This is a genomic window from Mesorhizobium sp. CCNWLY176 (assembly GCF_037153935.1).
Classification (GTDB): domain Bacteria; phylum Pseudomonadota; class Alphaproteobacteria; order Rhizobiales; family Rhizobiaceae; genus Mesorhizobium_M; species Mesorhizobium_M zhangyense.
Genome location: NZ_JBBBDZ010000032.1, coordinates 1 through 10,761, shown reverse-complemented (window position 1 = coordinate 10,761; position 10,761 = coordinate 1). Strand labels below are relative to the sequence as shown.

General features: G+C 59.7%; 11 protein-coding genes. 6 read left to right on the top strand and 5 right to left on the bottom strand.

Annotation, left to right across the window (positions count from 1 at the left end):
• Window positions 1-343 precede the first annotated feature (343 nt).
• From WBQ96_RS28105 to WBQ96_RS28095, 3 genes are all read left to right on the top strand, one after another.
• Window positions 344-904, top strand: coding sequence for an RNA polymerase sigma factor (locus WBQ96_RS28105; protein ID WP_336548902.1), 561 nt, complete (start codon window positions 344-346; stop codon window positions 902-904).
• A gap of 2 nt (window positions 905-906) precedes the next feature.
• Window positions 907-2,949 carry a YfbK domain-containing protein gene (locus WBQ96_RS28100; protein WP_336548904.1) on the top strand — a complete coding sequence of 681 codons (2,043 nt, stop codon included), beginning with the start codon at window positions 907-909 and terminating at the stop codon, window positions 2,947-2,949.
• A 209-nt stretch (window positions 2,950-3,158) separates the two neighbouring features.
• Window positions 3,159-3,764: a PadR family transcriptional regulator gene (locus WBQ96_RS28095; RefSeq protein WP_336548906.1), complete on the top strand. Its 606-nt coding sequence runs from the start codon at window positions 3,159-3,161 to the stop codon at window positions 3,762-3,764.
• Between the two features lie 74 nt (window positions 3,765-3,838).
• Here WBQ96_RS28095 and bmt read toward each other — a convergent pair whose 3' ends face one another.
• From bmt to WBQ96_RS28080, 3 genes are all read right to left on the bottom strand, one after another.
• On the bottom strand, window positions 3,839-4,861 hold the full coding sequence (gene bmt, locus WBQ96_RS28090; protein WP_336548908.1) for a betaine--homocysteine S-methyltransferase: 1,023 nt from the start codon (window positions 4,859-4,861) through the stop codon (window positions 3,839-3,841).
• A gap of 89 nt (window positions 4,862-4,950) precedes the next feature.
• Entirely contained in the window at window positions 4,951-5,556 is a 606-nt protein-coding gene (locus WBQ96_RS28085) for an urea carboxylase-associated family protein (RefSeq protein WP_336548910.1), read from the bottom strand.
• An 82-nt stretch (window positions 5,557-5,638) separates the two neighbouring features.
• A complete protein-coding gene (locus tag WBQ96_RS28080) occupies window positions 5,639-6,493 on the bottom strand; it encodes a helix-turn-helix domain-containing protein (protein WP_336548912.1) in 855 nt (284 codons plus the stop codon).
• Window positions 6,494-6,712: 219 nt separating this feature from the next.
• On the opposite strand from WBQ96_RS28080, the gene WBQ96_RS28075 reads away from it, so the two are divergent.
• The 3 genes from WBQ96_RS28075 (at window position 6,713) to WBQ96_RS28065 (ending at window position 9,708) form a co-directional block, all read left to right on the top strand.
• Window positions 6,713-7,726 carry a fatty acid desaturase gene (locus WBQ96_RS28075; RefSeq protein ID WP_336548914.1) on the top strand — a complete coding sequence of 338 codons (1,014 nt, stop codon included), beginning with the start codon at window positions 6,713-6,715 and terminating at the stop codon, window positions 7,724-7,726.
• A 48-nt stretch (window positions 7,727-7,774) separates the two neighbouring features.
• Window positions 7,775-8,548 (top strand): phosphate/phosphite/phosphonate ABC transporter substrate-binding protein, encoded by a 774-nt coding sequence (locus tag WBQ96_RS28070; protein ID WP_336548916.1) that lies wholly within the window; start codon window positions 7,775-7,777, stop codon window positions 8,546-8,548.
• Between the two features lie 194 nt (window positions 8,549-8,742).
• Complete coding sequence (locus WBQ96_RS28065; protein ID WP_336548918.1) at window positions 8,743-9,708, top strand: bile acid:sodium symporter family protein; 966 nt, start codon at window positions 8,743-8,745, stop codon at window positions 9,706-9,708.
• Window positions 9,709-9,725: 17 nt separating this feature from the next.
• Here WBQ96_RS28065 and WBQ96_RS28060 read toward each other — a convergent pair whose 3' ends face one another.
• Both WBQ96_RS28060 and WBQ96_RS28055 read right to left on the bottom strand, forming a co-directional pair.
• Window positions 9,726-9,872: a hypothetical protein gene (locus WBQ96_RS28060; RefSeq protein WP_336548955.1), complete on the bottom strand. Its 147-nt coding sequence runs from the start codon at window positions 9,870-9,872 to the stop codon at window positions 9,726-9,728.
• Window positions 9,872-10,761 (bottom strand): class I SAM-dependent DNA methyltransferase (locus WBQ96_RS28055; RefSeq protein ID WP_336548920.1); only part of this gene is annotated, 890 nt, incomplete at its 5' end. The genes WBQ96_RS28055 and WBQ96_RS28060, both read right to left, overlap by 1 nt.

The window sequence follows — 10,761 nt, the reverse complement described above, 5'->3', positions numbered from 1 at the left end:
TCGGCCGCCCGTCTTTCCCGGCTCTTTGACAATGGCCAGACGGTGAAAACCGGGCGTGGCGATGATGAAGCGTGCCTCTCCTTCTCCCCTTGTGGGAGAAGGTGGCCGACCCGAAGGGGAGGTCGGATGAGGGGTGTTGGACGGATCGCAGACGCTGGAGTTTCTTCCAGCACCCCTCATCCGTCTTGGCGCTGCGCGCCAATCCACCTTCTCCCACAAGGGAGAAGGTGGAGGCGTCGTCCCAGCATCAAACCTCTCCTCAAGCGACAGGAAATCCCCGCCATCAAAAAAATCTTTCCATCCCCCAAAGGATTATCGAATAGCTTTCGTCTCAGGAACGATGATGGCGATGACGTTGGATGAGGGCGAGGCCACCGATGCCGATCTGGTCGGGCGGGCGCGCAACGGCGACAGGCAGGCTTTCGGCGAACTCGTCGAGAGGCACTACGATTTTGTCCACCGTGTCGCCTGGCGCTGGTGCGGCCGAAAAACCGATGCCGAAGACATCGCCCAGGAAGTCTGCGCCCGGCTTGGCCGTGCCATCCGAGACTATCGCGGCGGCGGCGCCTTCACGACATGGCTCTATGCCATGACCCTGAACGCGGCGCGCGACATGGTGCGCAAGAATGCCCGCGAGACGGCCAAGACGGAGGCGTTCGGCGTTCATGCGCTGATTTCGGGCGAGGGGACCGCTGAGCCGGAAGATCAGGCGGATGAACTCTGGGCGGCAGTGAGGCAACTGCCGGACAAGCAGCGCGAGGCGGTTCTGCTGGTCTATGGCGAAGGCCTGAACCATGCGGCAGCCGCCGATGCCATGGCCTGCGCGGAAGCGACGGTCTCCTGGCATATCCATGAAGCGAAGAAGCGGCTGAAGCTCATCATGCGCTCGGCCGGGGAAGATTGATCATGGTCGAAGACAACGATCTCAACAGGCTGCGCGACAGCGCAGTGCCCAAGCCGAGCGCGGAAGCCAAAGCGCGCGCGCTGAATGCCGCCCTTGAGGCCTTTGACGAGAAAAAAATATCAGCCGCCACCCAAGGATCGCAAACGGGCCTTCGTCTCACTGACCGGATACACAAACTCTGGAGTGAGATGATGCAGAAGAAACTCTACGCAGCACCCGCCCTTGCCGGGCTCGTCGCCTTGCCGGTTGCCGGCTATATGACGTTCCAGCTCGTCGATAATTCGCCGTTCGATTTCGGCACGGAGCGCAAGGTGAGCGAGCCGCGTGAACGTGTCGAGCAGCCGGCGACGGTTCAGCAGGCTCCTGTCGAAGCAGAGCAGGACAAGGATGAGGCGCTTGCCAAGCCTGCCGCTCCCCAGCAGGAGCCGGCGCTTTCGGCCAGCGAGGCCCAGCCGCAAGCCGCAGGGGGCAGCGCGCCGCCCAGTCCGGCCGTTGTGGCGCGGTCCAAGGGGGTAGCGCTCAATCAGAATGCCGCCGACAGCACCACTTTGATGGTCGCACCCCAGGCGATCCTGCCAGCCCCGGCAGATGTCTACGCGCCAGCCGAAGCTTCCAGCGACCGCGTCCAGAGGTTCGATACCAATCCGATCCATTCGGCCAAGCAAGACCCCGTCTCGACCTTCTCGATCGATGTCGACACGGCATCCTACTCCTTCGTCCGCCGCTCGCTGAAGGAAGGCGTGCTGCCGCAGCCCGACACGGTTCGCGTCGAGGAGATGATCAATTACTTCCCGTACGACTGGGCCGGACCGGACTCCGCTGCGACGCCGTTCAATTCCACGGTCACGATCATGCCGACGCCGTGGAACGAGAACACCAAGCTCATGCATATCGCCATCAAGGGCTATGACGTGAAGCCGGCCGAGCAGCCCAAGGCCAATCTCGTCTTCCTGATCGACGTTTCGGGTTCGATGAACGAGCCCGACAAGCTCCCGCTGCTGCAATCGGCGTTCCGGCTGCTGGTCAACAGGCTGGGGCCGGACGATACGGTGTCGATCGTCACCTATGCCGGGGAGGCCGGCACGGTGCTGGAGCCGACCAGTGGTTCGGACAAGGTGAAAATCCTCGAGGCCATCGACAGGCTGCAGCCGGGCGGTTCGACCGCAGGGGCGGCGGGCATTGCGGAAGCCTACAGGCTCGCGCAAAAGTCCTTCATCAAGGACGGCATCAACCGGGTCATGCTGGCGACCGACGGCGATTTCAATGTCGGCCAGAGCGACGATGACGACCTGAAGCGCATCATCGAAGACAAGCGCAAATCCGGCATATTCCTGTCGGTCTTCGGCTTCGGCCGCGGCAATCTCAACGACCAGATGATGCAGACCATCGCCCAGAACGGCAACGGCACCGCAGCCTATATCGATACGCTGGCCGAGGCCGAGAAGGTGCTGGTGCAGGATGCGGGCTCGACACTGTTTCCGATCGCCAAGGACGTGAAGATACAGGTCGAGTTCAACCCGGAAAAAGTCTCCGAGTATCGCCTGATCGGTTACGAGACCCGCGCGCTGAAGCGCGAGGATTTCAACAATGACCGTGTCGATGCCGGCGAGATCGGCTCCGGCCATTCGGTGACGGCGGTTTACGAGATCACGCCGAAGGGCAGCCCGGCACAGGCCGTGGACGATCTGCGCTATGGCGAGGCCAAGACCGACAATGCTGCCGGCGTCGCCAATGCCGACGAATATGCCTTCGTGAAGATCCGCTACAAGCTGCCTGACGGCGACGTCTCCAAACTCATCACCACGCCGGTGACGTCGGCCAACGAAGTGGGCGCGTTCGATGATGCCAGCGACGACCAGCGGTTTTCCGTGGCGGTCGCTGCTTTCGGCCAGAAGCTGCGCGATGCCGACCAGACCGTGAATTTCGGCTACGACCGCATCAGGGAGATCGCTTCGGCGGCACGTGGAGCGGACCCGTTCGGTTACCGATCGGAGTTTCTGTCGCTGGTGCGGCTGGCAGCGGCGCTCGGCAGCGGAGGGCGGTAGCGGAGCGATATGACGGCCTTACTTGAGAGGCTGAAACACCGAAAGAAAGCTTACTGAAGGGCCGGCGAGGGAAACTTCGCCGGTCTTTTTCCTTTTTGGGAACAAAGGCTTGTGAAATTTCCGGATTTCGTTTCAAAGATGTATCTTGTAAAAGATATATCTTTTGATAGATATATCGCATGAAACACAAAATCTGGAGAGACACTCAAATGTTCAATCATCCCCATAATCACGAAAAACGCTGCGGCGGCTGGTTCATGTCCGGCCCGGATGGCGGCAAGGGCGGCGGACGCTTCGGTCGCGGTGGTGGCGGCGTCGGAGGTGGCCGGTTCGGCCGTCACCGCGGCGGTCCGTTCGGCGGGCGCGGCCCGCGCATGTTCGATCCCGGCGCGCTGCGCCTGTTCGTCCTCGGCCTGATCGCCGAGGAGCCTCGCCACGGCTACGACATCATCAAGGCGCTGGAAGCGAAGTTCCAGGGCGCCTACAGCCCGAGCCCGGGCGCGATCTATCCGATGCTGCAGATGCTGGAGGAGGCCGATCTCGTCGTCTCCGAGACGAACGGCAACAAGCGGCTCTATTCGATCACCGAGCAGGGCAAGGCCTATCTCGCCGAACACGCCGCCGAACTCGACAAGATCAATGCCCAGCTTGACGAGGCTTCCGCCGAGGTCAACGGCGTGGCGCTTGGCGACGAGGTTCGTGCGCTGGCGCAGGCCATCTTCGGCAGGCTACGTGGCGGCGAACTAAGCGCGGAGCAGGCCGAGAAGGCGCTGGAGATACTGCGCAAAGCGCGGCTGGATCTCGAAGGCCTGTAAGCGAAGACCTGAAATGAAAAAGGCCCTTCCGTGAATCACGGAAGGGCCTTTTCTTGTGCGTCGTACGTTATGTTTTATGCGCGGCTGCGGCGGCGCTCGCGGCGGGCATCGGCGCTTTCACCGGTGCCGCCACTCTGGTCCGCCGTCTTGTTGCGCAGCGGGCCGATGCGCTCGACGATCGTCTCGACCGTCGGGCGTTCGCCCCTGTGGTGGCCGTCGAGCGCCTTGCGCATCGCGGCCAGATGCTCGAACGAGGTGCCACAGCAACCGCCGATGATCTTTGCGCCACTGTCGACGGCGAGCCGGACATAATCGCCCATCAGTTCGGGCGTGCCGGAATAATGGATCTCCGTGCCGCGAAATTCCGGAATGCCGCAATTGCCTTTGACGATCACGGTTGCATCCGGCCTGGCCGCGGTCATGTCGAGCAGCGACGACAGGATGTCGGAAGCGCCAACGCCGCAATTGGCGCCAACCCCGACCGGACCTTGCGGGAGGCCTTCGGAAACGCCGTGGATGTCCTTGGGCGCAAGGCCCATCATCGAACGGCCGGCCGTGTCGAAGGAAACCGTATAGGTGTAGGGCATGCCGGCATCGATTGCCGCCTGCGCCGCCGCCTTGGCCTCGTCTGGCGCGGACATGGTTTCGATCCAGGCGATTTCCGCGCCGCCTTCCTTCAAACCCTTGATCTGCTCGGCAAAAGCCTCGACGGCTTCGTCATAGGTCATTGCGCCAAGCGGCACGAGAAGCTCGCCGGTCGGGCCGACCGAACCGGCGACAATGACCTTGCGGCCGGCATTGTCGGCGACGGCGCGGGCGATTTCGGCTGCGCGCTTGTTCAGCTCGTGAACCCGGTCCTGCGCATGATGCAGCTTCAACCGGTGACGTGTGCCGCCGAAGGAATTGGTGAGGATGATGTCGGCGCCGGCGTCGACGAAGTTCTGGTGCAGCGCCGTGATCTTTTCAGGCGCGGTCTCGTTCCAGAGTTCCGGTGCCTCGCCGGCCTCCAGCCCCATGGCGAACAGATTGGTGCCCGTGGCACCGTCGGCCAGAAGCACGCCTTTTTCTGCGAGCAATGCGTCAATGGGGTTGGTCATGGAGAAACGCCTTCAGGAATATTGTTGAGATAAGGATATAAAGAAGTCTTTATGTCTAGTCAAGAAAGCGACGCGAAACTGCAGGCATGTCACGGCAGCGGGGAGGTGACTTCGATCTCGATTTCGGTGCAGACGCCGCCATTCGTCGGGTGATCATCTACCGAGCAGGCCGTCACCACGATCAGTAGGTCGAGTTCGGCGCGCAAGGTCACATAGCCGCCCGGCGGATTGATCGAGGCGTTGACGTCGAGATGGCCGTCGGGCTCCGGCAGAGAATTCTGGAAGAAGTCGACCGGATCGGGACAGAAGGGCAGGTCTATGCCTTCGCGCGCAAGCGCATTCAGCATGTTGTCCTGGCAATTCGGGTGATCGGTAAAGCCCGCGCGCTCATAGAGCGCGGCGCTGCAGGCGGGAAACAGCATGTCATGCGGGCCGGGCGAACCGTCTTCGATCAAGGTCAGCATCGGCACGCCATTGGCGCTGTAGAAATGCTGCCCGGCGGCGGGAAACAGCTTTTCGGTGATGTCGCGTGTATGCGACGTGCTCAGCCAGTCGAGCTTGCCTTCGGTCGTGAACGCCCACAGGTCGGCCACCTGCTGTCCCTTGGGATCGATGACGCGAATGAGATCGCCGCGCGAGACGCGGATGGAACGCCCGGACTGCGGCGGGACAACGAGATGGCGAGGGTCTTGCATGAGATGTCCTGAGCGAAAGCGGAGGAGCCATATCTACGCATCGGATAAGGAAACTCAACCCAAATGGGATCGTGATCAGTCTTCAGGCGTGGCTGGCATCAGGCACTTCAGCCAGTTTTCGCGCAAAGCCTGCAGCTTCGTGCGCGTTGATCTCGGCGCTGCGGATCAGATTGTCGAAATGGCGTGTCAGCGTGCGGACTGGGGCCGTGGCGTTCAGTACCAGATACATGTCGCCGACATAGATCGCCGCGCGATATGGCCCGAAGATGGTGTAGGGCACGGAATAGCGCATGCGCCCATCATAGAGGAACAGGCGGAAGGTCGGATAAAGATCGTCGAGCAGCGTTGCCATGTGGTTCAACTGGTCGCGGCGGTCCTGTTCGGTAAAGCCGCTCCACACGCCCATGCCGGCGGCGAAGATTTCCAGCGTGTGCCGCGGCATGCACACTTCCATGTCGGTTTCCGGACGCCGGTTGTAGTCGATGCGGTATTGCGTCTCTCCAGCCTGTGACTGCCGGCTCTTGTTGGTGATGTCTGCCTCATAATCGACCAGCGCGTCCGTGCGCAGAAGGTCCGGGATGCCGGCGGGCACATAGCGAATCTTCGTGCCGGCCGCCTCGGCATGCCATTTGGCCAGCAAGGTGCGGTCAAAGCCGCCTGAGCCTTCCTCGATCTCGAGACTGGCGCGGATTTCGCCGGTCAGCCCCTCATCCTGGCTGAGGCCAAGCAGCCAGTCGAGCGAGACCTTGTGCTCTTCGGCAATCGTCATCAGCGTTTCGGCGCGCGGCAGCCGCGTCGTGTCTTCCGACAGGAGCTGGGAAAGGGCGGAGCGGTCTATGCCCACCGATGCGGCAAAGGCCGACTGGTTCTGGCCGGATCGCTGTACGAGCGTCCTCAACCGTTCGCGAAACAGCCCGGAAAGGTCGCGTTTGTCCAAAAGGGTGCTCCCATAAGGCAGAATTTTGCGCGCACAACGCTATTCAACGCAGGCAACGATGAGATTGTTCCGCCTGTTTGTTTACAATTCGCAACATATGCGTATCAATAAGCGCAATATCAACATTCTGTGCACATTGTCGCGTTGAATCTTATGCCGGCTACTGACAGCATACTGTCAGGAATCATTCGGTTCCGGCGCTGGGGCAGTGGTCGAGGCATGGTGAATAAAAAAAGCATACGGCGAAACGGCACGCCGGCAGTTGAATGGCCGACAATAGTGCTCATCACAGCCACTTACGGCTCCTGGGCGGGAGCCTGTTTCTTCCTCTGGCCGAACTATCCGGTTCTGGCGCTTCTGGTTCTGGCCTTCATTCTCGCCATGCAGTCCTCGCTCATGCACGAGGCTTCGCACGGCCACCCCACGCGAAAATCCTGGGTCAATGAATTGCTGGTCGGCCTGCCGATCGGTCTGGTCTATCCCTTCCGGCGTTTCAAGTCGCTGCATCTGCGCCACCACGCCGACGAGAGCCTGACCGATCCATTCGACGATCCGGAAAGCTATTACCAATCCTTCTGGAAACATGAAGAACTGCCGCGCTGGCTGAAGACGCTGCTTTCCATCAACAATACGATGGTTGGCCGCTTCGTTCTCGGACCGGCGCTCGGCACCATCGGCTTCCTGCTGGAGGAGGCGAGGCTCATCGCTGCCGGTGACCGGGCTGCGCGCAAGGCTTGGCTGCTGCATGCTGCCGGCCTCGCGGTCGTGCTGCCGCTCGTGACTGAGGTCTTCGGCATCCCGTTCTGGCTCTATGTGCTGGTGCCGGTCTGGCTCGGGCAGTCCTTCATCTCGGTGCGTACCTTTGCCGAGCATCAGTGGTCGGAACGGCCGGATGGACGCACCATCATCATCGAGCGCTCGCCCTTCGCCTTCCTGTTCCTCAACAACAATCTTCATCTTGTTCATCACAAGAGCCCGACCATCCCCTGGTATCGGCTGCCAAAACTGTTCCGTGAGCGGCGCGACGAATGGATCGCGATGAACAAGGGCTATGTGTTTCCGAACTATCTGTCGCTCCTTAGGGAATACGCCTTCCGCGCCAAGGAGCCTGTAGTGCACCCCGCACTTCGGCGTGCGCCGGAAGCCGGCCGTGCGTTCCAGCCGCGTGTGCGTGGCCGTTCGGTGAACGGGTTGGGCACCATTCCCGTGCCGGCCGAGCCACCCAAGGAATAGGCTGATTTCCGCCTTGCCATTGCAGACCTGATCGGCGGAGATGACGCCATGACCGGATTCGTCGCCGCACTCTCCATGTACGACTGGCCTGAAGTTCGGGCCGAAACCGACGCGGAATGGGCGCGGTTACGCGAGGCATTTCGCGCTGCCGGCATCGACGCGCCAGAGCGGCTGGTTCGCAGAAACGCCGATTTGCCGCCGATGCCCGGTGGCATCAGGGATGTAGCAGGTACGGTGATCGCACCCGATCCGGCGGCTCTCCCGCCCGACGAGCTCGATTTCCCGACACTGTGGCTGCACCCGAACCTGCTTTTCGCGCAGACCTGCTGGGGGCCGATGGAGCTTGGCCTATCGAAATATGTGCAGGTGATTGGCCAGCCGAGCTACGACGCGTTCGAAGGCGGGCAGGGCGAATTCTATTCGAGCGCGATCGTGATGCGCAAAGGCGATGGCGCGCCGGTGTCGGCACCCATCGACAGTCGGTCTCTGATCCCCCTCGATCTGATCCGCGACAAGCGCCTCGGCTACAACAGTGACGATTCCATGTCGGGCATCATCGCCCTGACGCGCGATCTGGAGGCGCTGGGCGAAAGCCTCGCCATTTTCTCGGAACGCATCGAAACCGGCGGCCATCGCAACTCGATCGTTGCCGTCGCCGAGGGTAGGGCTGATGTCTGTGCCATCGACTGCCGCAGCTGGGACTTGGCAAAGCGATTCGAGCCGGCAGCACAGCATGTGCAGGTCGTCGGCTGGACCGGGCGCCGCAAGGGCCTGCCTTACATCGCATCGCTGACGGCGCCGGCTGTTTCTCTTCCGATCTGATCGGCCATCACACCGCTTCGTCGACATTGCTGCATGGCCTACCCACGGCCGGCGATCCACTTCCTTTGGGCCAGAAAATGTCGCGTAGGCGGCCAAGGGGTTGCCAATTCGTTAAATTGGCGGGAAAAGCGCGCAACTTTCTGTCCCTCCCAAGACAGTCCGCCCCTCCCCAAAATCCTCAAGGAAGTAGGATCGTGAAAACAATAGCTGCTATCTCCGATTTCGTTGGCCGTACCTTCGCCATCTGGGTGATCGTGTTCGCCGTACTCGGTTTCCTTCTGCCGTCTACGTTCAGCCTGTTTGCGCCGTGGATCGTCGTTTTGCTCGGCATCATCATGTTCGGCATGGGCCTTACTCTCTCGGGCAAGGATTTCAGCGAAGTGGTCCGCCGGCCCTTCGACGTGGCGATAGGCGTCCTCGCCCAGTTCATCATCATGCCGCTTCTGGCGGTGCTGCTCACGCGCATCATTCCGATGTCGCCGGAAGTGGCCGCCGGCGTCATCCTCGTCGGCTGCTGCCCAGGCGGCACGGCCAGCAATGTCATGACCTATCTCAGCAAGGGCGATGTGGCACTCAGCGTTGCCTGCACCAGCGTGACCACGCTGCTTGCGCCGATCGTCACGCCATTCCTCGTCTGGTTCTTCGCCAGCCAGTATCTGCCGGTCGACGCGATGAGCATGTTCCTGTCGATCGTCAAGGTCATCCTGGTGCCGCTGGCACTCGGCTTCCTGCTGCAGAAGATCGTGCCGGGCGTGGTCAAGGCGGCCATTCCGGCACTGCCACTGGTGAGTGTCGTCGGCATCGTTCTGATCGTGGCCGCTGTCGTTGCCGTCAACAAGGCTGCTATCGCCCAGTCCGGCCTGCTGATCTTCGCCGTCGTCGTGCTGCATAACGGTTTTGGACTCCTGCTCGGCTACTTCGCCGCGCGCTTTGCCGGCTTGTCGCTTGCCAAGCGCAAGGCCATCAGCATCGAGGTCGGCATGCAGAACAGCGGCCTGGGTGCAGCGCTCGCCAACGCGCATTTCTCGCCGCTGGCCGCTGTGCCGAGTGCTGTCTTCAGCGTCTGGCACAATGTTTCCGGGGCGCTGATCGCGAGCTGGTTTGCGCGCATGAGCGACGATGACGCGGAAACGGATGCCGCTACTCAGAAAGCCGGATGAGCCGCGTGCTCGGGCGGTCAGCGTCCGAGCAGCCTCGCATCGAGAGGATAGGAGGACAGTTGCTGGTTGCCGGTGTCGGTGATCAGCACCTGCTCCTCGATCTTCACACCCTCATGGCCGCCGAGCCGGCCGATATAGCTTTCGACGGAATGGGATAGTGACATTAATTTGCATTGGTGACGGAGCTGAATTTAAGGGTGTCATGCATGTACCGATAAGTATTTTCGTCAAATTTTCCATTCTTTTTGAACATTAGGATATAAAAAATTGGATCAATTGAGTTAAACACCGACCTGAATTCAGTTGAAATCCATTTGTCGGGAAGATTCCTGAAATCAAACTCCTTGTATATAACTTGATCTGACATTTTATCTAAAATATAATTAAATATATCCATCATTTCATGCTTGTATGTCTCAATTTCAACAATCTCATTTTTTAGTTCAAATCTTGTTTTGTAGTAATTGTGCTTTGGGTGGACGTCAGTTATTATGACAGACCCGCCTTCGGAAACATTTTTATTTATTGAATTAAGAAAATCGTCCATGCGTCTGACGTGGGACATCGTTCTTGCAGAAAGTGCAAAGTCATATTCCTGATCGCTGCGATATTTCAAAAAATCAATATTTAAAAAAATACTCTTAGATTTAGATTGAGCAATCTTCGTCATTTCATGGCTGATATCAATGCCAACAACATTTTTTGAATAGCTTTCAAGAAGCCTAGAGTAAAATCCAGTTCCTGCACCGATATCTAAGGCATTTTGGAAAGAGTGTTTGTGAAATAAGCGCAGGATAATTTTCTTTACAATTGGGTATTCGTTTTTCTTCCAGAATCTTCGCCAAGACGATTTATCGTATGCTGTTGCGATGCGATCGTAGCCTGTTCGTGCGTCGAATACGGTTGGCTCACTGGGGGCGTGTTTCCAGCTGCTTCCTAAGGCGTTCAACTTCTGTGTTGAGTTGGTCAATTCGCAGTGATCTGATCCCTGAAAACTGGACCGTTCAGAATTGGAGTTTTCCGCTGTAGTTTCCCGGCTGGGAGAGGAGCGGA

Bases quoted from the DNA above. Each gene is read 5' to 3' on its own strand.
- WBQ96_RS28085 (WP_336548910.1), bottom strand. From the start codon at position 5,556: ATGCAAGACCCTCGCCATCTCGTTGTCCCGCCGCAGTCCGGGCGTTCC.
- WBQ96_RS28100 (WP_336548904.1), top strand. From the start codon at position 907: ATGGTCGAAGACAACGATCTCAACAGGCTGCGCGACAGCGCAGTGCCC.
- WBQ96_RS28095 (WP_336548906.1), top strand. From the start codon at position 3,159: ATGTTCAATCATCCCCATAATCACGAAAAACGCTGCGGCGGCTGGTTC.
- WBQ96_RS28070 (WP_336548916.1), top strand. From the start codon at position 7,775: ATGACCGGATTCGTCGCCGCACTCTCCATGTACGACTGGCCTGAAGTT.
- bmt (WP_336548908.1), bottom strand. From the start codon at position 4,861: ATGACCAACCCCATTGACGCATTGCTCGCAGAAAAAGGCGTGCTTCTG.
- WBQ96_RS28075 (WP_336548914.1), top strand. From the start codon at position 6,713: ATGGTGAATAAAAAAAGCATACGGCGAAACGGCACGCCGGCAGTTGAA.
- WBQ96_RS28105 (WP_336548902.1), top strand. From the start codon at position 344: ATGGCGATGACGTTGGATGAGGGCGAGGCCACCGATGCCGATCTGGTC.
- WBQ96_RS28060 (WP_336548955.1), bottom strand. From the start codon at position 9,872: ATGTCACTATCCCATTCCGTCGAAAGCTATATCGGCCGGCTCGGCGGC.